The 19,796-nt window shown below is 67.6% G+C and carries 16 protein-coding genes; 6 read left to right on the plus strand and 10 right to left on the minus strand.

Annotated features, from left to right (window positions below):
* Window positions 1-14 precede the first annotated feature (14 nt).
* The 4 genes from LT948_RS26295 to LT948_RS26310 form a co-directional block, all read right to left on the minus strand.
* Window positions 15-650: a CDP-alcohol phosphatidyltransferase family protein gene (locus LT948_RS26295; protein WP_009314143.1), complete on the minus strand. Its 636-nt coding sequence runs from the start codon at window positions 648-650 to the stop codon at window positions 15-17.
* A gap of 134 nt (window positions 651-784) precedes the next feature.
* Window positions 785-4,450, minus strand: a complete 3,666-nt coding sequence (locus LT948_RS26300; RefSeq protein ID WP_033996157.1) for a translocation/assembly module TamB domain-containing protein — start codon at window positions 4,448-4,450, stop codon at window positions 785-787.
* Window positions 4,447-6,186: an autotransporter assembly complex protein TamA gene (locus tag LT948_RS26305; protein ID WP_023091702.1), complete on the minus strand. Its 1,740-nt coding sequence runs from the start codon at window positions 6,184-6,186 to the stop codon at window positions 4,447-4,449. Before LT948_RS26305 ends, LT948_RS26300 begins: the two co-directional genes overlap by 4 nt.
* A gap of 133 nt (window positions 6,187-6,319) precedes the next feature.
* Complete coding sequence (locus LT948_RS26310) at window positions 6,320-7,033, minus strand: GNAT family N-acetyltransferase (RefSeq protein WP_021264878.1); 714 nt, start codon at window positions 7,031-7,033, stop codon at window positions 6,320-6,322.
* A gap of 144 nt (window positions 7,034-7,177) precedes the next feature.
* Between LT948_RS26310 and xthA the strand changes: the two genes are divergently transcribed.
* Window positions 7,178-7,990 carry an exodeoxyribonuclease III gene (gene xthA, locus LT948_RS26315; RefSeq protein ID WP_003089983.1) on the plus strand — a complete coding sequence of 271 codons (813 nt, stop codon included), beginning with the start codon at window positions 7,178-7,180 and terminating at the stop codon, window positions 7,988-7,990.
* A 109-nt stretch (window positions 7,991-8,099) separates the two neighbouring features.
* Here xthA and LT948_RS26320 read toward each other — a convergent pair whose 3' ends face one another.
* A complete protein-coding gene (locus tag LT948_RS26320; RefSeq protein WP_024946981.1) occupies window positions 8,100-8,531 on the minus strand; it encodes a VOC family protein in 432 nt (143 codons plus the stop codon).
* Window positions 8,532-8,625: 94 nt separating this feature from the next.
* Here LT948_RS26320 and LT948_RS26325 point away from each other — a divergent pair, with 94 nt between their 5' ends.
* The 4 genes from LT948_RS26325 (at window position 8,626) to LT948_RS26340 (ending at window position 12,335) form a co-directional block, all read left to right on the plus strand.
* Entirely contained in the window at window positions 8,626-9,540 is a 915-nt protein-coding gene (locus LT948_RS26325; RefSeq protein WP_079866882.1) for a LysR family transcriptional regulator, read from the plus strand.
* Window positions 9,541-9,599: 59 nt separating this feature from the next.
* A complete protein-coding gene (locus LT948_RS26330) occupies window positions 9,600-10,994 on the plus strand; it encodes a substrate-binding domain-containing protein (RefSeq protein ID WP_073657102.1) in 1,395 nt (464 codons plus the stop codon).
* 149 nt (window positions 10,995-11,143) lie between these two features.
* Window positions 11,144-12,187, plus strand: coding sequence for a TerC family protein (locus tag LT948_RS26335; protein ID WP_003104462.1), 1,044 nt, complete (start codon window positions 11,144-11,146; stop codon window positions 12,185-12,187).
* Complete coding sequence (locus LT948_RS26340; protein WP_003089995.1) at window positions 12,144-12,335, plus strand: hypothetical protein; 192 nt, start codon at window positions 12,144-12,146, stop codon at window positions 12,333-12,335. The genes LT948_RS26335 and LT948_RS26340 overlap by 44 nt, the downstream gene beginning before the upstream one ends.
* Before the next feature lie 42 nt (window positions 12,336-12,377).
* Here LT948_RS26340 and LT948_RS26345 read toward each other — a convergent pair whose 3' ends face one another.
* Window positions 12,378-13,607 (minus strand): acyl-CoA dehydrogenase, encoded by a 1,230-nt coding sequence (locus LT948_RS26345; RefSeq protein ID WP_003089998.1) that lies wholly within the window; start codon window positions 13,605-13,607, stop codon window positions 12,378-12,380.
* Between the two features lie 173 nt (window positions 13,608-13,780).
* On the opposite strand from LT948_RS26345, the gene LT948_RS26350 reads away from it, so the two are divergent.
* Window positions 13,781-14,713 carry a LysR family transcriptional regulator gene (locus tag LT948_RS26350; RefSeq protein ID WP_003090000.1) on the plus strand — a complete coding sequence of 311 codons (933 nt, stop codon included), beginning with the start codon at window positions 13,781-13,783 and terminating at the stop codon, window positions 14,711-14,713.
* A gap of 117 nt (window positions 14,714-14,830) precedes the next feature.
* On the opposite strand, the gene LT948_RS26355 is transcribed toward LT948_RS26350, so the two are convergent.
* From LT948_RS26355 to LT948_RS26370, 4 genes are read right to left on the minus strand one after another with little or no spacing between them, the layout of a single operon-like run.
* Complete coding sequence (locus LT948_RS26355; RefSeq protein WP_003090001.1) at window positions 14,831-15,958, minus strand: acyl-CoA dehydrogenase family protein; 1,128 nt, start codon at window positions 15,956-15,958, stop codon at window positions 14,831-14,833.
* A 28-nt stretch (window positions 15,959-15,986) separates the two neighbouring features.
* Window positions 15,987-17,177 (minus strand): acetyl-CoA C-acyltransferase, encoded by a 1,191-nt coding sequence (locus LT948_RS26360; protein WP_003158541.1) that lies wholly within the window; start codon window positions 17,175-17,177, stop codon window positions 15,987-15,989.
* A gap of 17 nt (window positions 17,178-17,194) precedes the next feature.
* The gene (locus LT948_RS26365; RefSeq protein ID WP_003090005.1) at window positions 17,195-17,962 is read right to left on the minus strand and encodes a 3-hydroxyacyl-CoA dehydrogenase; all 768 of its coding nucleotides are present in this window, start codon (window positions 17,960-17,962) and stop codon (window positions 17,195-17,197) included.
* Between the two features lie 19 nt (window positions 17,963-17,981).
* Entirely contained in the window at window positions 17,982-19,649 is a 1,668-nt protein-coding gene (locus tag LT948_RS26370) for an acyl-CoA synthetase (protein ID WP_003090007.1), read from the minus strand.
* Window positions 19,650-19,796: the final 147 nt, after the last annotated feature.

The following is a 19,796-nucleotide window of genomic DNA, read 5'->3' on the forward strand; positions in this document are numbered from 1 at the left end:
TCGCCCATTCCCGCTCAGGCCTGGTCGTCGCGGCCCCGCCGACTCGCGGCCAGCTCGGCCAGGCCCTGGCGCACACGGTTGCCGATGGTCAGCAGCAGCAGGGCCGCGATCAGCAACATCAGCCAGTCGATCCAGGCCAGCGGCAACAGGCCGCTGGCCACCCCGGCGCCGATCACGCCGAAACACAGCGCCCGGTCGCTCTTGCCCATCGGGCCGTCGTAGCGGCGCGAAGCGCCGACCATGGTGCCCAGCGCACCGGCATATTCGCTGATCACCGCCAGCAGCACCACCAGCACCACCCACAGCGGATTGACTCCCGGCAACAGGGCGAACGGCAGGTACAGGCCGCTGTCGGCGATCACGTCGGTGAGTTCGTTGAGGTAGGCGCCCAAGTCGGATTTCTGGCCGAACTCGCGGGCGAGCATGCCGTCCACCGCGTTCAGCGCCATGCGCAGGAACATCCACAGCGGAACGAGGGCGAACAGCCAGAGATGGCTGGCGAAACCGGCGACCAGCGCGCCGACCAGCAGCGACAGCAGGCAGGCCGCCAGGGTCACCTGGTTGGCAGTGATGCCGCGCTGGTAGAGGCGCTGCACGCCGGGACGAAGAAGATTCTGAAAGCGCGGTTTGAGTTGATAGACGGAAATCATGTCAGCCAGTCCTTGTGCCGAGTTGCTTCGGGCACCGACCTGGCGGTCGGCGCCCGCTCCATTCTACGACGTCGATGCGCCGCTAAAAGTGACACACTTTTATGCGTTACGCATGGCCCGTATCAGCGCATCCGTCAGAAATCGCGCTTGAAGAACAGGTCCAGCGAACTGGCCAGGCCGCTCGCCGCTTCGAGATAGAGGCGTTTGGTCAACTGGTAGCGCAAGGCGATGGTATTTGCCGGTTCGAACACTCCAACACCATAGCGCAGGCTGAGCTTGTCGGTGATATTCCCGCTGGCGACCACGCTGGTGCTGTTGCCGGTGCCCTCGGTGTCCAGCTGGAAGTCCTGGATGCCGAGCTGCTTGGCGATTTCCCCGGTGAGCGGTGCGCTACCCGCCAGGCCCAGGGCCAGGGCCGCCTCGCCGAGCATGTTGCTGTCTTCGCCGGTGCTCATCGGCCGCCCCAGCACCAGGTAGGACAGCGCCTGCTCCTGGCTCATCGCCGGTTCGGAGAATACCGCGCTGGTCGGCTGCTCGGCGCTGCCGGTCAGGCGCAGGCCGGCGACCACATCGTCGACCCGGCGGATCGCCTCGATATCCAGGTACGGCTGGTCGATCGGTCCGGCGAAGAACAGCCGCGCCCTACGGATCGTCAGGCGCTGGCCGTAGGCACGATAGCGGCCCTTGTTCAGGTTCAGCTCGCCGCGGGTATCCAGGTTGTCGCCGATGTGCAGGTGGCCGGCCAGTTCGGCGCTGAGGCCGAAGCCGGAGAACGCCAGCTTGTCCTGGCCGACCTCGACATCGATGTCCATCTTCATCTTCAGCGGCTGCTGCTCGGGCTGCTCGGAGCCGACGATCACCGCGTCGTCGGAGACCTTGACCGTCGATGGCGGCAACTGGCGGATGGTGATGTCGCCACGCGGCACCAGGACCTTGCCGGAGATCGCCAGCTCCTGGCCGGCCATGCCGATCTTCAGGTCCGGTTCAACCTCCAGTTGCGCATAGGGATCGACCACCACCGGCAGGCGGTTGCCACGAATGTTCAGGGCGACGTTCAGCGCCTCGCCCCAGCTCAGGTTGCCGGACAGGCTGCCCTGGCCGTACCTGCCGCTGCGCCAGCCGCCGCCGAGTTCCAGGCTTTCGCCAGCGATGCGAGCGTCGAGGGAAAGGTTCTCGAAGCTGGTCGGCAGCTCGCCGCCGCCGATGTTGCCGTCGCTCAGCGTCACCCGTCCGTCGACCCGCGGCGCCAGCAGGCCGCCGGACAGCCGGCCGCTGCCGTTCAGCCTGCCTTGCAGTTTCTCCACCATCGGCACGAACGGGCGCGCCACCGACAGGTCGAGGCCGGCCAGGCTGAACTCGCCGCTCAGCGGCTTGCTCGCCGGGCGCGGGTCGATCTGCGCCTGCACCCGCAACTCGCCGAGCTTCGGTCCGCGGAAGTCGAGGGAGGTATCGACGCGGTTGGGCGCCAGCCGGCTCTCCAGGCGCAGGCTGTCGTAGCCGACGTCGACCCACTGGCCCTGGTCGCGCAGGCGCAGCGTACCGCTGCCGGCGTCCAGGCTGACCACGCCGCTCGGGCCGCGGGCCGGAACGTCCAGTTGCAGGTCGCCGTTCAGCTTGCCCTGCCAGGCGAAATCCTCGGGGAACCATTGCTTCAGGCTGTCCAGCGGGAAGTCGCGCAAGGTGTAGCGCAGCCGCGGCTCGGGCAGCAGGCGCTGCTCGCCGCCGCAGAGGCTGGCGGCGCCGGATACCCAGCAATGTGCGCCGAAATTGACCTTGCCGTCGGCCAACCGCTCCAGGCGCGCCGGCTGCTGTAGCTTCCAGTCCTGGCCGCCGCTGCTCAACTCGCCGCGCGCCAGGCGACCGCGCCAGTTGCCGCGCTCCAGTTGCCCGTCGAAGGCCAGGCCGAGCTTGAGCAAGGCACCTTGCAGGTCCAGTTCCAGTTGTTGGCGGCGTTGGTCGCCGCGGGCATTGGCCTTGAACAGGCCGAGATCAGTTTCGCCGCTGCGCAGGCCGGAAGCGACCAGTGCCAGGGTGCCGTTCTGCCGGGCATCGAGGTTCGCCTGCAGGTCGAGGCCGGCGATGCGCTGCTCGGCGTAGGCGATCTGCTGTCCCTTGAGGTTCAGCCTGCCTTGCGGCGCCGCGAGGCTGCCAGCCAGGTCGAGGCGTCCGTCGAGGCGACCGAAGAGTTGCGGCCAAAGCTGGCCGAGACGGTTCAGGGCGATGTCCAGGCGGCCTTGCAGGCGCTGGTCGAGCGCCCCGCTGCCCTGCACCTTGTTATCCCCCAGGCGCAGGTCGAGGTTGCCCAGCGTCCAGCGCTGCCCCTCGCCTTCGGCGCGCGCCTGGAATAGCGCCGGCTGGCCGCGCAGGCGGCCCTTGACGTCGAGATCCACGCCCAACGCCAGCCGCTCGTCGCGAACACTTCCCTGGCTGCGCAAGGGACCGGCCAGTGAACCCGGCAGCTCGGCGACCCAGTACGCCGGGTTCAGTTCGCTGAGCTGCAGGGCGGTATCCCAAGCCACGCCATTGTCGAAACGCAACGTCACCCGGCCCTCGGCCTGGCCTTGCCCGGCGCGGAGCTGCAGCGACGGCAGGTTGAGCTGGACGAGGTCGCCGGACACCGGACTGGCCAGCGTGAAGTCGCCCGCCGGACCGCTCGCCGCCGCGCTGAAATTGCCCAGGTAGCGCTGGTCCTGGTAATGCACTTCCGCCTTGAAGGTCTTCAGCGTCACCGGCGGCGGCTCCGCCAGCGGATACAGGCGCAGCCAGGGGAAATCCTTCCAGTCCAGGGTCGCGTCGGCGGCCAGGCTTTCGCGCCAGTCCAGGCGTCCGACCAGCTCCAGGCGCTGCTCGCCGCCAGCGTCCAGGCGCAGTTGGCGGATATCCGCGCCCTGGGCGTCGATCCGCCCGTCCAGGCTCAACGCCACCGCCCCGCCCTCGCCCGGCAGGCTGGCGCCGCCGCGGATCAGGTAACCGCTCTTGAGATCGCCGCCGGCATCGAGCTGGATGGCATTCAGGGTCAAGGTGTCCGGTAGTCCGGCCGCACCCTTGAAACCGTCGGCGCGGATCAGCAATCGTGCCGGCAGGTTTTCCGCCAGCGCCTGCAACTGTCCTTCCAGGCTGCCGTCCAGGTAACCGCTGCTGCGGCCTTTCAGGGTCAGCGCCTGCTGCAGCTCACCGCCGACCTGGACGGCCAGCTTCCACGGCTTGCCTTCGGGAGCGGGCAGGCCGAGCGTGGCTTCGGCCTGCAAGGGCCAGTCGCCGCTCGGCTGCAAGCGCCCCTGGAGCGCCAGGTCCAGGCCGAAGCCCCGCGCCGTCAGCGAGTCGATGTGCAGGCCGTCGGCCAGCCAATGGGCCGCCAGCTTGAGTTCGGCGACCTGCTGGTTGCCGTCGAGCAGGAAGCTGCCGACCGCCACTTCGCCGAGTTCGATGCTCAGCGGCAGTTTCAGCGTCGGCAGGCTGATCGGCCCGCTGTCGGCGCTGTCGCCGCTCGGCGGCAGGTCCAGCGCGACCCGTTCGGCGGCCACCCGCTGCAAGCACAGGCGCAGCCCCGCCAGGCAGGCCGGCGACCAGCGCAGTTCAGGCCGTTCGACGACCAGTTGCGTACCGTCCTGCGCCCAGGACAGCCGCTGTGCCTGCCAGGCGCCACCGAGGCGACCCTCGAAGCCGCTGACCTGCAGGCCCGGCACGCGGCCGAGCAGCCAGGCGCTGCCGGCCTGGGTGCCGAGCAGCGCAGCGAGTCCCAGGAGCAGCGCGAGGAGCAGCCCGACGATGGCCAGCAAGGTGATCTTCAGCGCCTTCACAGTTCTGGCCCCATGGAGAAGTGCAGGCGGAAACCGCCGTCGTCGTCGAGCGCATGGGCCAGGTCGAGGCGCAACGGGCCGACCGGCGAGACCCAGCGCACGCCGAAGCCGACCCCGGTCTTGATCGACGGGAAGTCCAGCGAGTTGAAGGCGTTGCCCTGGTCGACGAAGGTCGCCAGGCGCCAGCGCTCGGCCAGCGGATATTGATACTCGACGCTGCCGGCGATCATGTAGCGGCCGCCGATCTTGTCGCCATCGGAATTCTCCGGCGACAGCGTCCGGTAGTCGTAGCCGCGCACGCTCTGGTCACCGCCGGCGAAGAAGCGCAGCGAGGGCGGGATCGACTTGTAGTCGTTGGTGGCGATTCCGCCTACCTGCAGGCGGCCGAGCAGGCGATGGCCGCCGGCGAAGCTGGTCAGGCCCTTGGCCATGGCGTCGACATGGAGTACGTCGGCGTCGGCCAGCAGGCCTTCCTTCGCCCCCTTGACGTTGAACTGCAGGCGGTAGCCATGGCTGGGGTCGACCTTGTTGTCGGTCTCCAGCAGCGAGTAGCCGATCCCCGGCATCAGGAAGCTGCTCAGCCCGGAGTCGTCGCCCAGCTTGTACTCCTCGCGCATCCAGTTCAGCGAAACCACCCGCTGCCAGCCATCGGGCTGCTTGCTGTGCCATTCGCCGCCAAGGGTCAGCAGCTTGCTCTCGGTGTCGACCAGGTCTTCGAACTGGTAGCCGCTGGTGAAGCGCAGCTTGTCGGTGAGCGGCGGATCGAGGGGAATCTCGTACCAGGCGCCGACGTTCTGCCGTGGTGCGGAGATTTCCGACTCGAATCCCAGGCTATGCCCTTCGGCATTCACCCAATGGCGGGTCCAGTTGAACCTCGCGCGCGCCCCGACGTCGGTCGAGAAGCCGAGGCCGACGCCCATGGTCCGGGGCTTGCGCGCCTCCAGCCGGACCGCTACCGGGATCGCCTGGCGCGCGCCGTCGGCCTGCGCCTGGGTCGGCGCGGCGTCGACCCGCACGCCCTCGAAGTAGCCGCTGGATTGCAGGTTCTGGTTGAGTTCGGCGATCAGTTCGGAGTCATAGGGTTGGCCGGCCTTGAACGGCACCATGCGGCGCAACAGTTCTTCCTCGATGATCGAGTCGCCGTCGAAGCTCACCTTGCCGAAGGTGTAGCGCTGGCCGCTGTCGTAGACCAGGTCGATGTCGGCGATGCCGGCGCGCGGATCGATGCTCAGGCGCTGGGTGCTGAAGCGGCCCTGGAAGAAGCCGTAGCGCGAGGCCTGGTTCTGGATCAGCCGCTTGGCGTCCTCGTAGACACCCTGGTTCAGCTTCGCGCCCGGTTTCAGCTGCTTGACCGACGGCAAGCGGAAGCTCTCCAGGCTGGCGGCCTCGCCGAGCACCTGGATGTTCACCTGGCGCAGGCGCACGGGCTCGCCGGGCACTACCTTGAGCGTGAGCTTCGGCGGCTTGCCATCCTTCACCTCGCTGTCGATCTGCGCCTGGAAGTAGCCGAGCGCCTGGGCCGCCTTTTCCGCCTGCGCCTCGGCATTGCGGCGGAAACGTTGCAACGCCGCCTCGTCCCGCTCGCCGAGGCTACCCACGTAGGCCTCGATATTGGCCTTCAGGGCGGCATTGGCGGGGGTGACGCGCACGCTAAGCTGGCTCTCCGCGAAGGCGGCCGTACTCAGGCACAGCAGCCCGGCCAGCGGGAACCGGAACAATCCTTGAGTCAGTCTCATGGCGCGGATGCTACGCAGGCGGGTGGCGCGCGTCCAGATTTGCGCGGACGCCGCCGACCACCTCCTGACATTCGGGTTTTATGACGCCAAGCGCCTGACAGGCATGGCTTTTCTCGCGCGTCCGGGGGAACGCTCAGGTCGCCGCCGGCGTCTCGCCAGGATGCAGGAGGACGTGCTCGCGCACCGCTCCCAGCGTCACCTCGCCGATCTCGCGGTAGCCGTGCCGCTGGTAGAAGTCCAGGTAGCGCGCATTGCCGGTATCCAGGACCAGCCCCTGCGAAGCGGAGTCCTCGGCGCACCAGCGCTGCACGGCCGCCAGCAACTGCTCGCCGATCTGCCTGCCCTGGTATTCGGGATGCACGCCGAGCATCGGCAACTGGTGGTGGGGGCCGACCGGCAGGCAGGCCTGCACCGCCCGGTGGTAATCCAGGTAGCGCCGGGTCGCGGCCAGGCCGACGCTGAACAGCATGCGCAGGCGCCAGCTCCAGCTCTCGGTGATATCCAGGCGCCGCTGCGGCGGCGTGATCAGGGCCGCCGCGACCAGCCGATCGTCGATGAACAGGCCGATGGCCGGCAACTCTTCGCCCAGATGGCGCTCGACCATCTCCCGGACGCACGCACGCACGCGCTGGTCGTAGCCGGCGCGCTGCGCATCCATCAGGTAGGCGAAGGTCGGTTCGTGGCGGTAGGCGTGGTAGAAAAGCGAGCGGACTTCGCGGCTATAGCCGTCGTCGAGCAGACGGACATCGGTGACCTGATCAGGCATGGAACGCATTCCTTGTCGGCCGCAGGAGCGGCGACACGCACGCTTCGCCACGGCGATTGGTCGAGCGGATGGCCTGGCCATCCCCGTCCGCGGCAGACCACAGGGCCGGCAAGGCGCCAAGCCACACAGCCATCGGGTACCCGGCGGACACTAGCACAGCGCCTCCAGGGTCGCCAGGCATCCCCCGGCTGGGCTAGCATTCCTGTTTTTGCCAGGACGCCCACCATGAAAATCGTCTCTTTCAATATCAACGGTCTGCGCGCCCGGCCGCACCAGTTGGCGGCGCTGATCGAGCGGCACCAGCCCGACGTGATCGGGCTGCAGGAAACCAAGGTCGCCGACGACCAGTTTCCCCAGGCCGAGATCGAGGCGCTCGGCTACCACGTCCACTACCACGGGCAGAAAGGCCACTACGGCGTCGCCCTGCTCTCCCGCCAGGCGCCCCTGGAACTGCACCGCGGCTTCCCGAGCGACGGCGAGGAGTCCCAGCGGCGCTTCATCTGGGGCACCTTCAGCGACGCCCAGGGCAACCCGATCACCGTGATGAACGGTTACTTCCCGCAAGGCGAGAACCGCGAGCATCCAACCAAGTTCCCGGCCAAGCAGCGCTTCTACGCCGATCTCCAGTCGCTGCTGGAGAACAGCTTCAAGCCCGAGCAGGCCCTGGTGGTGATGGGCGACATCAATATCTCGCCGGAGGACTGCGACATCGGCATCGGCGAGGAAAACCGCAAGCGCTGGCTGAAGACCGGCAAGTGCAGCTTCCTGCCGGAAGAGCGCGAATGGCTGGCTACCTTGAAGAACTGGGGCCTGGTCGACAGCTTCCGGGCCCTGAATCCGGAGGTAAACGACCGCTTCAGCTGGTTCGACTACCGCAGCCGTGGCTTCGAGGACACCCCCAAGCGCGGCCTGCGCATCGATGTGATCCTGGCCAGCCGGGTGCTGCAGTCGCGCTTCAAGGACGCCGGCATCGACTACGACCTGCGCGGCATGGAGAAACCCTCCGATCACGCCCCGATCTGGCTGGAACTGGCCTGAGACCCAGCCTAAGGAAAAGGCTCATCCCCGGATGAGCCTTCAGGCGGTCGCTGCCTGGCCTGGGCGATCTCGCCGACGCCACCCGCCTATCCGGCGCGCGACCTTTCCCTCAGGCAGGATTGTCCACACACGGCCCCTTCAGCTCCACTCGATTGCCATCCGGATCGAAGAAGTACAGCGACCAGCCGTCGCCCTCGGCACCGAAGCGGATTTCCGCGGGAACCTGCGGGACCAGGCCGAACCCCTCGAGATGGGCGATCAGCGCGGCCTCGTCGAACGGCTCGATGCGCACGCAGAAATGATCGACGTTGCGCCCTTCCCCACCCGGCGCCGCACCGCCCTCCCGGCCGAGCGACCCGGACACCGCGACCAGGTCGAGCATCGACGTGCCCAGGCGCAGATGGGCCAGCTCCAGGTCGTCGCGCCACTTCACCACCACGCAACCGAGGACATCGCGATAGAACGCGATGCTGCGTTCCAGGTCGCGGACCCGCAGGACGATGTGATCGAGACGTTCGACGACGAAGGGTTGCATGGTCATTCACCTCTAGGACCGTGGACTATGGCGAGACTTTAGCCAGCACACCTCGGGTTGATAATGCTTTAATCCCTGATTCATTGATTACTGATAGTGAATTATCCCCGTGGATCACCTCACCGCCCTCAAGGTCTTCCGCGCCGTGGCCGCGAATGGCGGCTTCGCCGCCGCGGCCCGGCAGATGAATCTCTCGCCGGCCGCCGTGAGCAAGAACGTCGCCGAGCTGGAAGCGCACCTCAAGGTGCGCCTGATCAATCGCACCACCCGCAGCATGAGCCTGACCGAGGCCGGCGAAGTCTACTGGCAGCGCCTGGAGCGCATCCTCGACGACCTTGAGGCCGCCGACGCCGCGCTCACTTCGATGCAGCAGGGCCCCAGCGGCCTGCTGCGGGTCAGCGCCCCGCTGACCCTCGCCCTCACCTGCCTGACCCCGGCCATTCCGGCTTTTCTCCAGCGTTATCCGGACCTGCGCCTGGAACTGCTCCTGCAGGACGGCCGCCAGGACCTGATCGCCGAAGGCATCGACCTGGCCCTGCGCGGTAGCGACCGGGTTGCGGACTCCGGCCTGGTCGCCCGCCCGCTGCTGATCCTGGAGCACGTGCTCTGCGCGGCGCCGGCCTACCTCGGTCAGCATGGCCAGCCGCTGCGGCCGGAGGCCCTGCGCGAACACGAGTGCATCCGCTTCAGCCTCTCTGGCCATGCCGACCGCTGGACCTTCCGCAAGGAACGCGAGTGCATAGCAGTGCCTATCGCCGGGCGTTACCGGGTGTCCTCCAGCCTGGCGGTGCGCGATGCCCTGCTCGCCGGCTTCGGCTTGAGTCTGATCCCACGGCTGTACGTACAGGCGGAACTGGCCGAAGGCCGCCTGGTTGAATTGCTGGCCGGCTGGAAGGCCGACGAGACGGCGATCCACGCGGTCTATCCATCGCGCCAACTGGCCGGCAAGACCCGGGTGTTTCTCGACTTCCTGACCGAGACAATGGCGCAGGGCCATGATTCCCCAACGCTGTAACCTTAGCGTCACCCGTCTGACTTAATCTCGCCGGCAAATTCCCTTCCCCATAGAAGACGATGCCCGCGATGCCACACCGCCAGCGCGCCAGTGACAAAGACCTCTGGAGCCGTACCCTGAGCCTGGTTTTCCTCGGATTCCTCTGTTACGCCTTCCCCTGGTCGGTATTCGCCGCCCCCTTGCCGATCCCCTCGGACGACACGCCGGCGCTGCGCATCCAGGGTTCCAACACCATCGGCGCGAAGCTCCTGCCGGCCCTGGTCGAGGGCCTGATGGAAGAGGAAGGCCTGGAGGATATCCGCCGTACCCCCGGAGAACGGGAAAACGAACTCCATCTGCTCGGCAAGAGCCGCGACGGCCGCCTGGTGAGGGTGGAGCTATCCGCCCACGGTTCGAGCACCGGCTTCGCCGCCCTCCTCGAACGCCACGCCGAACTCGCCGCGGCCTCGCGCCCCGTCAAGGACAGCGAAGTTCGCGCCCTGGCCGGCTTCGGCGACCTGCGCAGCCCATATGCCGAGCAGGTGATCGCCATCGACGGACTGGCGATCATCCTGCATCCGGACAACCCGCTGGCCTCGCTGGACACCGCGCAACTGGCGGCGGTGTTCGCCGGCGAGGTGCGTACCTGGGAAGAACTGGGCGGCAAGGGCGGCGCCATCCGCCTGTACGCTCGCGACGAGCAGTCCGGCACCTACGACACCTTCAAGGAACTGGTGCTGGCCAGTCACGGCAAGAGCCTGGCCAGCGACGCCCGCCGCTTCGAATCCAACGATCGGCTGGCGGCCGCGGTGAGCGCCGATCCGCACGCCATCGGCTTCGTCGGCATCGCGTCGGTGGGCCGGGCCCGCGCCTTGGCCATCGCCGACGGCGAATCGCTGCCGATGGCGCCCCAGGAAAGCCTGATCGCCACCGAGGACTACCCGCTGTCGCGCCGCCTGTTCCTCTACCTGAAGCCCGGCGAGAAGAACCCCTGGGCCCAGGCCCTGGTACGTTTCGCCCAGGGCCCGCGCGGCCAGGCAATCGTCACCCGCAGCGGCTTCGTCGCGCAGAAGATCCAGGCGGTGCAGATCGCACCGCGCCCGCAGATGCCCGCCGAATACCGCAAGCTCGCGGAACAGGCGCGGCGCCTGACGGTGAACTTCCGCTTCCAGGAAGGCAGCGCGCTGCTCGACAACAAGGCACTGCTCGACGTACAGCGTTTGCTGGACTACCTGCGGCAAAATCGGAAGTTGCAGGAGCGCACCGTGCTGGTGGGCTTCGGCGATCCCAAGTCCGACGCCGAGCGTTCGGTCCTGCTTTCGCGTCTGCGCGCCATGGCCGTGCGCCGCGAACTGGCCCGCGGCGGCGTGAGTTTCCGCGAGATCGCCGGCTTCGGCGACGAGTTGCCGGTCGCCAGCAACGACCAGGAACTGGGCCGACAGAAGAACCGGCGGGTGGAAGTCTGGGTCTACTGAACGCTGTAGCACTTTGTAACCTCGCCGTTTTGCCGGCGCCCGGAGCCTGGTTTATTTTTTCCGAGTGACTGCGGGCCCCTCTGACGGTAAGCAATTGCCGCCATGTCGGAGTCACATGACCATCCGACAATTCGAAGCGAGGGGGCCCAATGGCAGCTCTGCATGCATTTCTCACCGAACCGTTCCTCGGTACGGCTACCTGGTTCTGGCTGGCCTTCCTGGCCATCGTCATCGTTCTCCTGGTCCTCGACCTCGGCGTGCTGCAACGCGACCACCACGAAATCGGCGTGCGCGAAAGCCTGCTGCTGTCCGCCGGCTACTTCGCCTGCGGCCTGGCCTTCGGCGGCTGGGTCTGGTACGCCTTCGGCCCCACCAGCGCGGTGGAGTACTACACCGGCTTCCTGGTCGAACAGTCGCTATCGATGGACAACGTGTTCGTCATGGCGATGATCTTCAGTTTCTTCGGCATCCCCCGCCGCTACCAGCACCAGGTGCTGTTCTGGGGCATCCTCGGCGCCATCGTCCTGCGGGCGATCATGATCGGCCTGGGCGCCGCGCTGGTGAAGGAATTCGACTGGATCATGTACGTGTTCGGCGCCTTCCTGCTGTTCAGCGGCGTGAAGATGCTGTTCAACAAGCACGAGGAAGAACCCGACCTGGAGCACAACCCGGTGCTGCGCTTCCTGCGCAAGCACATGCGGGTGACCAAGGAACTGCACGAGCATCACTTCTTCGTCCGCCTGCCGGACGCCAGCGGCAAGCTGGTGCGCTACGCCACCCCGCTGTTCTTCGCCCTGGTGCTGATCGAGCTGGCCGACCTGGTGTTCGCGGTGGACAGCGTGCCGGCGATCTTCGCCATCACCCAGGACCCGTTCATCGTCTACACCTCGAACATCTTCGCCATCCTCGGCCTGCGCGCCCTGTACTTCTCGCTGGCGGCGATGATCCACCGCTTCGTCTACCTGAAATACGCCCTGGCCCTGGTTCTGGTGTTCATCGGTGCGAAGATCATGCTCCACGGTGTGATCGGCAAGATTCCCGCCGGCCTCTCGCTTGGCGTAACCTTCGGCCTGCTGGCGGGCGGTATCCTGCTCTCCCTGCTGAAGACCCGCACGCCGAAAGCCACCGTCGAGGACAAGGCCGAACCGAATGCCGAACACGCTCTGGATCGAACGTCTGGACACCCACGCTGAACCTTTCTGGCGGGTCCGCCTCGGCACGCGTGGGATCTGCTTCCGCAACGAGCGGGCGGCCCGCGAGTTCGCCGCCCTGCTGCACAGCCGTCGCGCGTGGCAGCTGGAACGCAACGCCGAGGAAAAAGGGGCAGACTCCCCGGAATGAAAAAGGCCCGCACCCGCGGGCCTTTCCCCTATACCACAGCCGTCAGCGGCTGCTGCGCAGCATCTCCCTGGGCACGTACTTGCCCAGCTCGAACTTGCCGATCGCCGCGCGGTGCACCTCGTCCGGACCGTCGGCCAGGCGCAGGGTGCGCTGCATGGCGTACCAGTAGGCCAGCGGGAAGTCGTTGGAAACCCCGGCGCCACCGTGCATCTGGATCGCCCGGTCGATCACCTTCAACGCCACGTTGGGCGCCACCACCTTGATCTGGGCGATTTCGCTCTGGGCGATCTTGTTGCCCACGGTATCCATCATGTAGGCGGCCTGCAGGGTCAGCAGGCGCGCCATGTTGATCTCCATCCGCGAGTCGGCGATGTGGTCGATGTTGCCGCCCAGGCGCGCCAGCGGCTTGCCGAACGCGGTACGGCTGACCGCGCGCTTGCACATCAGTTCGAGGGCGCGCTCGGCCATGCCGATGGAGCGCATGCAGTGGTGGATGCGGCCCGGGCCGAGGCGCCCCTGGGCGATCTCGAAACCGCGGCCCTCGCCGAGGATGACGTTCTCGTAGGGCACCCGCACGTTCTCGAACAGCACTTCGGCATGGCCATGCGGCGCGTCGTCGTAGCCGAACACCGGCAGCGGACGGAGGATCTTCACCCCGGGGGTGTCGACCGGTACCAGGATCATCGAGTGCTGCTGGTGGCGCGGCGCGTCCGGGTTGGTCAGGCCCATGAAGATCAGGATCTTGCAGCGCGGATCGCAGGCGCCGGAGGTCCACCACTTGCGTCCGTTGATCACCCAGTCGTCGCCCTGGCGCTCGGCGCGCGCCTCCATGTTGGTGGCGTCGGACGAGGCCACGCCCGGTTCGGTCATGGCGAAGGCCGAGCGGATCTCGCCGCTCAGCAGCGGTTCCAGCCAGGTGCGCTTCTGCTCCTCGCTGCCGTAGCGCACCAGCACCTCCATGTTGCCGGTATCCGGCGCGGCGCAGTTGAAGGGTTCCGGCCCGATCAGCGAACGGCCCATGATTTCCGCCAGCGGCGCGTATTCGTGGTTGGCCAGCCCGGCACCGTACTCGGACTCGGGCAGGAACAGGTTCCACAGCCCTTCGGCCTTGGCCTTGGCCTTCAGCTCTTCCATGATCGCCGTCGGCTGCCAGCGGTCGCCCTCGGCGACCTGGCGCTCGAACACGGCCTCGGCGGGATAGACATGCGCTTCCATGAACGCGCTGACGCGTTCACGCAGCTCCTGGACCTTGGGGGAATAGGCGAAATCCATGGGGGATACCTTCTGACGGGTTGGCAGGCGAGGCATCGGACAAAGGCGCTGGTAACGATGCCGGAACAGGGCTTAAGATTTGCCCAGTCTATTTTTTCCGTCCATGAACATTCATGATCCATATGGGGGTCATCCAAGCCCCCAATAACAAGAAAAGTCGCGGAGCCAGTGCCATGAACCTGAACAAAGTCGACCTGAACCTGTTCATCGTGTTCGATGCGATCTATACCGAAGCCAACCTGACCCGCGCCGGGCAGATCGTCGGCATCACCCAGCCAGCCGTATCCAACGCCCTTTCCCGCCTGCGCGAGACCTTCAACGACCCGCTGTTCGTGCGCACCGCCCAGGGCATGGTGCCGACCCCGATGGCGCAGAACATCATCGGCCCGGTGCGCAACGCGCTGCAGTTGCTGCGGGTTTCGGTGCAGGAGAGCCGCAGCTTCGATCCGCAGCAGGCGAACAAGACCTACCGCATCAGCATGACCGACCTCACCGAAGCGGTCATCCTCCCCCCGCTGTTCCAGCGCTTGCGCCGCCTGGCGCCGAACGTGCATATCGAGAGCTTCCTCGCCAAGCGCCGCGAAACCACCAAGGAACTCGCCGCCGGCCGCCTCGACTTCGCCGTCGACGCGCCGCTGAACACCGATCCCCAGGTGCGCCACGTCAAGCTGATGGAGGACCGCTACGTCTGCGCCATGCGCCGCGGCCACCCACTGGCGGGCAAGCCGAAGCTGGCCCTGGACGATTACCTGGGCCTGACCCACATCCATATTTCCAGCCGCCGCAGCGGCCTCGGCTACATCGACCTGGCGCTGGGCAAGATGGGCATCCAGCGCAAGATCGCGCTGCGCTCGCAGCACTACCTGATGGCCTCCACGGTGGTCCAGCAGACCGACATGGCGATGACCGTGCCGGAACGCTTCGCCCGTCACCACGACCTGCACTACGCGGTGCTGCCGGTGAGCGACGTGCCGAAACTGGAAACCCACCTGTACTGGCACGAGAGCACTGACCAGGACCCGGCCAACCGCTGGATGCGCGAACAGATCATCGAGCTGTGCCAGCAGGTCACCGCGCGCGAGAACAAGGCGGCACAGCCGGCGTGAGCGCCTGCCAAGGGGCGTAAGGCGAACGAGGCCACAGTCGTTTGCTTCCGAGGTGCCTCAGCGCGCCCTCTCCCTGAAGGGAGAAGGCGCCGTTGCGGAAACGACGGATAGTCGCCGCTACAGGCTGCGCGCGATCACCAGGCGCTGCACGTCGCTGGTGCCCTCGTAGATCTGGCAGACCCGCACGTCCCGATAGATGCGTTCCACCGGGAAGTCCTTGAGGTAGCCATAGCCACCGAGGGTCTGGATCGCCGCAGAGCAGACTTCCTCGGCCATTTCCGAGGCGAACAGCTTGGCCATCGAGGCTTCGGTCAGACACGGCAGGCCGGCTTCGCGCAGGCTGGCGGCGTGGTGGACCATCTGCCGCGCCACGGCGATGCGGGTAGCCATGTCGGCCAGGCGGAAGGCCACTGCCTGGTGCTCGATGATCGGCTTGCCGAAGGTTTCCCGCTCGTGGGCGTAGTCGCGTGCCGCCTCGAACGCCGCGCGCGCCATGCCGACCGCCTGGGCGGCGATGCCGATGCGGCCGCCTTCGAGGTTGGCCAGGGCGATGCGGTAGCCCTCGCCCTCCTCGCCCAGGCGCAGCGTGGCCGGGATACGCAGGTCGTTGAAGGCCAGCTGGCAGGTGTCCGAGGCGTGCTGGCCGAGCTTGTCCTCGATCCGCACCACCTCGTAGCCGGGCGTGTCGGTGGGCACGATGAACGCGCTGATGCCGCGCTTTCCGGCATCCGGATCGGTGACCGCGAAGACGATCACCATCCCCGCGTGGCTGCCCGAAGTGATGAACTGCTTGGCACCGTTCAGCACGTAGTGGTCACCGTCGCGGCGGGCGCGGGTCTTCAGGAAGCTCGCGTCGGAACCGGCCTGCGGCTCGGTCAGGGCGAAGGCGCCGAGCATCGAACCCTGGGCCAGCGGACGGAGGAAGCGCTCCTTCTGCTCGGCGCTGCCGAACTTGTGGATCGGCATGCAGCCGACCGAGTTGTGCACGCTCATGATGGTCGAGCAGGCGCCGTCGCCAGCGGCGATCTCCTCGAGGGCCATGGCGTAGGCCAGGTGCCCGGTCTGCGCGCCGCCCCACTCCTCGGGCACCAGCATGCCGAGGAAGCCGAGGTCGGCCATCTCGCGAATCGCCTCGGCCGGAAAACGGTGCTCGCGGTCCCAGTCGGCGGCGAACGGTTTCAGCCGTTCCTGGGCGAACTGCCGCGCCATGTCACGGATCTGGATCTCTTCTTCGCAGGGAATCATCGCGGGTTCCTCTTCTTCACTGCCTGCATCAGTGCAAGCGCTCGACGGCGATCGCGGTCGCCTCGCCGCCGCCGATGCAGACCGCCGCCACGCCGCGTTCCAGGTCGTACTGCTGCAGGGCGTTGAGCAGGGTCACGACGATCCGTGCGCCGGACGCGCCGATCGGGTGGCCCAGCGCACAGGCGCCGCCGTGGACGTTGAGGCGTTCGTGGGACAGGTCGAGGTCGCGCATCGCCGCCATGCCGACCACGGCGAAGGCTTCGTTGACCTCGAACAGGTCGACCTCGCCCAGCGACCAGCCGGTACGCTGCATCAGGCGCTTCACCGCACCGACCGGCGCGGTGGGGAACAGGTTCGGCGCGTCGGCGAACGAAGCATGCCCACGGATCGCCGCCAACGGCGCGAGCCCGCGTCGCTCGGCCTCGGAAAGGCGCATCAGGACCAGCGCGGCGGCACCGTCGGAAATCGAACTGGAGTTGGCCGCGGTTACCGTGCCGCCTTCGCGGAACGCCGGCTTCAGGGTCGGGATCTTGTCCAGCCGGGCCTTCGGCGGCTGCTCGTCGCTATCCACCAGGCGCTCGGTCTTGCCGGCGGTGACCGTCAGCGGCACGATCTCGGCCTGGAAGCGTCCGTCGCGCATGGCTTGCTGCGCGCGGGTCAGCGAGGCCACGGCGAACTCGTCCTGTGCTTCGCGGGTGAAGCCGTAGGCCTCGGCGCAGTCCTCGGCGAAGGTGCCCATCAGGCGGCCCTTGTCGTAGGCGTCTTCGAGGCCGTCGAGGAACATGTGGTCGAGCACCTTGCCGTGGCCCATGCGGTAGCCGCTACGGGCGCGCTCCAGCAGGTAGGGCGCGTTGGACATGCTTTCCATGCCCCCGGCCAGCGCGACCCCGGCGCTGCCGGCGAGCAACGTGTCGTGGGCGAGCATCAGCGCCTTCATGCCCGAGCCGCACATCTTGTTCAGCGTCGAGCACGGCGTGCCGCGCGCCAGCCCGGCGCCAAGCACCGCCTGGCGCGCCGGCGCCTGGCCCTGGCCGGCGGCGAGCACGCAGCCGAGCACGGCCTCGTCCACTTCGTCGGCTTGCAGGCGCGCCCGCTCCACCGCGGCGCGCACCGCCGCGGCGCCGAGGGTAGCGGCGTTGACGTCCTTGAAGTCGCCGAGGAAGCCGCCCATCGGGGTGCGGACGGCGCTGACGATGACGATCGGATCTTCGCGGGTCATGGGATCTTCCTCCTGTATTAGCGGGCGGCCATGCGGATGGCGCCGTCGAGGCGAATCACTTCGCCGTTGAGCATGCTGTTCTCGATGATCTGCCGGACCAGCGCGGCGTATTCGTCCGGACGCCCCAGGCGCGGCGGGAACGGCACGCTGGCGCCGAGGGAGTCGCGCACCTCCTGGGGCATGCCGGCCATCATCGGTGTCTCGAAGATGCCCGGGGCGATGGTCATCACTCGGATGCCGAAGCGCGCCAGCTCGCGGGCGATGGGCAGGGTCATGCCGACCACCCCGCTCTTCGAGGCGGAATAGGCGGCCTGGCCAATCTGCCCGTCGAACGCCGCCACCGAGGCGGTATTGACGATCACCCCGCGCTCGCCGCCCTCGTCCGGCTGGCCCTGGGACATGGCCTCGGCGGCCAGGCGCAGCATGTTGAAGCTGCCCACCAGGTTGATGTCGATGACCCGGCGGAAACTCTCCAGGGCATGGATGCCATTGCGTCCGAGGACCTTCTCGGCCGGCGCCACGCCCGCGCAATTGGCCAGGCCATGGAGGCCGCCGAAGGCCTCCAGTGCAGTGGCCACGGCCTGGCGGCCGTCGGCCTCGCTGGCGATGTCGGCCCTGACGAAGCGCGCCTGGGCGCCAAGCTCGGCGGCCTTGGCCGCGCCGGCCTCGGCGTTGATGTCGGCCAGCACCACCTTGCCGCCCTGCTCCACCAGCATCTTCGCGGTGGCGGCGCCGAGCCCGGAGCTACCGCCGGTGACCAGGAACACTCGATTTTCGATACGCACGTCGTTTTCTCCTGCTGAATCAGTTCGCGGCGGCCGCCTGTGGGGCCGCCTCGCGTTGCCGGGCGATCTCCTGGTTGCGCAGGAGAAAGCGCTGGATCTTGCCGCTGGGGGTCTTCGGCAGTTCCTCGAGGAACTCGATCTCCCGCGGGTAGGCGTGCGCCGACAGGCGCTGGCGCACGTATCGCTGCAGTTCGTCCGCCAGTTCCGGCGTCGGCCGGTGGCCGGCGCAGAGCACGACGAAGGCCTTGACCAGTTCGGTGCGCTCCGGGTCGGGCTTGCCGATCACCGCCGCCTCCATCACTGCCGGGTGTTCGATCAGCGCGCTCTCCACATCGAACGGGCCGACCCGGTAGCCAGAGGTGGTAATGACGTCGTCGGCGCGGCCGACGAAGCTGATGCTGCCGTCTTCGTTGAGTTCGACGGTATCGCCGCTCAGGTAGTAGTCGCCGACGAAGGCTGCGGTTTCCAGGCCCTGGTAGCCGGGGAACCACATCAGCGGCGAACGCCGCCGGTCGAGGGCGAGGATGCCCGGCTGGCCGGGCGGCAGTTCGTTGAGATCGTCGTCCAGCACTACCACCCGGTGCCCGGGACAGGCGAATCCGGCGGCGCCGACCCGCACCGGATGCGCCAGGGCATGGTGGTTGCACAGCACCATGCCCAGCTCGGTCTGCCCGTAATGGTCGTGGATGGTGGTGCCGAGCCTGTCGGCGAACCAGCGGATCACCTCCGGCGTCAACGGCTCGCCGGCGCTGCTGACCGCGCGCAGGCGCCCCTTCAGCGCAGTTTCCGCGGCCGCGCCGGCGGCCATCAGCAGGCGATAGGCGGTGGGCGATCCGGCGAGGTTGGTGATGCCGTAGTCACGGATGATCCGGCAGGTGCTTTCTACGCTGAACGGCCCTTCGTAGAAGGTGGTCGGATGGCCCATGGCGAGGGGACCGGCGACAGCGTAGTAGAGGCCGTAGGCCCAGCCCGGATCGGCGAGGTTCCAGAAGGCGTCCTCGGGGCGCAGGTCCACCGCCTCGCGCAGGTAGCCGACGAAGGCGAGGATCGCCTTGAGCGGCACCGGCACCGGTTTGGCCAGGCCGGTGGTGCCGGAGGTGAACATCATCAGGAACGGATCCTCGCCGCTGCGCGGAACCGGCTCGAATTCGGCCGGATAGCGCTCCAGCTCGGCCCAGAAGCTGAAATCGCCGCGACGGATGCCCTGCCCCTTCGGTCCGCCGACGGTGACGGCCAGAGGCGGATCGGCGAGTTCGTCGAGCTTGTCGCGGTTGGCCGCATCGGTGACCAGCACCTTGCTGCCGGCGGTCGCCACGCGGTGTTCGATGGCCTTCGGGCCGAAGGCGGTGAACAGCGGCTGGTACACCGCGCCCAGGCGCCAGGCGCCGAGGATGGTGACCAGCAGCTCGGGCGTGCGCGGCAACAGGCCGGCGACGCAATCGCCCGGGCGTACGCCCTGGGCCTGGAGGAAATTGGCGAAACGTCCGGAGAGCGCTTTCAGCTCGCTGAAGGTATAGCTGGCGCGACTGCCATCCTTGCCCTCCCAGAACAACGCGATCCGACCCGGCAGGGCATGCCGGTCGCAGCATTCGACGCAGGCGTTGAGCGCCTGGAGCGTGCCGGAAAGCGTGGCGGCGGCGGTCCGCTGCAAGTCGAACCCGGCGGCAGTGGTGGCGTAGTCGCGCATTGCAGGACTCCTCGGCTTGTTTTTGTATGGAGTAGCCGGAATCTTCACGCCGTGGCTGGCGCGGGGCAATGTCGAAAGGCTTCAATCTGCCTGAGCGGTTTGGACAATCCGGGCTGGCTGCCTGTCCCCCCGAACCGTTCGCGACAT

Origin of the sequence: Pseudomonas sp. CP-1 (assembly GCF_021213715.1) — a bacterium.
Taxonomy (GTDB): Bacteria; Pseudomonadota; Gammaproteobacteria; order Pseudomonadales; family Pseudomonadaceae; genus Pseudomonas; species Pseudomonas aeruginosa.

What these genes read in the sequence shown, in the direction of transcription:
- LT948_RS26340 (WP_003089995.1), top strand. Translation starts at nt 12,144, where the DNA reads ATGCCGAACACGCTCTGGATCGAACGTCTGGACACCCACGCTGAACCT.
- LT948_RS26355 (WP_003090001.1), bottom strand. Translation starts at nt 15,958, where the DNA reads ATGATTCCCTGCGAAGAAGAGATCCAGATCCGTGACATGGCGCGGCAG.
- LT948_RS26370 (WP_003090007.1), bottom strand. Translation starts at nt 19,649, where the DNA reads ATGCGCGACTACGCCACCACTGCCGCCGGGTTCGACTTGCAGCGGACC.
- xthA (WP_003089983.1), top strand. Translation starts at nt 7,178, where the DNA reads ATGAAAATCGTCTCTTTCAATATCAACGGTCTGCGCGCCCGGCCGCAC.
- LT948_RS26320 (WP_024946981.1), bottom strand. Translation starts at nt 8,531, where the DNA reads ATGACCATGCAACCCTTCGTCGTCGAACGTCTCGATCACATCGTCCTG.
- LT948_RS26360 (WP_003158541.1), bottom strand. Translation starts at nt 17,177, where the DNA reads ATGACCCGCGAAGATCCGATCGTCATCGTCAGCGCCGTCCGCACCCCG.
- LT948_RS26310 (WP_021264878.1), bottom strand. Translation starts at nt 7,033, where the DNA reads ATGGCCAGGCCATCCGCTCGACCAATCGCCGTGGCGAAGCGTGCGTGT.
- LT948_RS26345 (WP_003089998.1), bottom strand. Translation starts at nt 13,607, where the DNA reads ATGGATTTCGCCTATTCCCCCAAGGTCCAGGAGCTGCGTGAACGCGTC.
- LT948_RS26330 (WP_073657102.1), top strand. Translation starts at nt 9,600, where the DNA reads ATGCCCGCGATGCCACACCGCCAGCGCGCCAGTGACAAAGACCTCTGG.
- LT948_RS26335 (WP_003104462.1), top strand. Translation starts at nt 11,144, where the DNA reads ATGGCAGCTCTGCATGCATTTCTCACCGAACCGTTCCTCGGTACGGCT.
- LT948_RS26305 (WP_023091702.1), bottom strand. Translation starts at nt 6,186, where the DNA reads ATGAGACTGACTCAAGGATTGTTCCGGTTCCCGCTGGCCGGGCTGCTG.
- LT948_RS26295 (WP_009314143.1), bottom strand. Translation starts at nt 650, where the DNA reads ATGATTTCCGTCTATCAACTCAAACCGCGCTTTCAGAATCTTCTTCGT.
- LT948_RS26350 (WP_003090000.1), top strand. Translation starts at nt 13,781, where the DNA reads ATGAACCTGAACAAAGTCGACCTGAACCTGTTCATCGTGTTCGATGCG.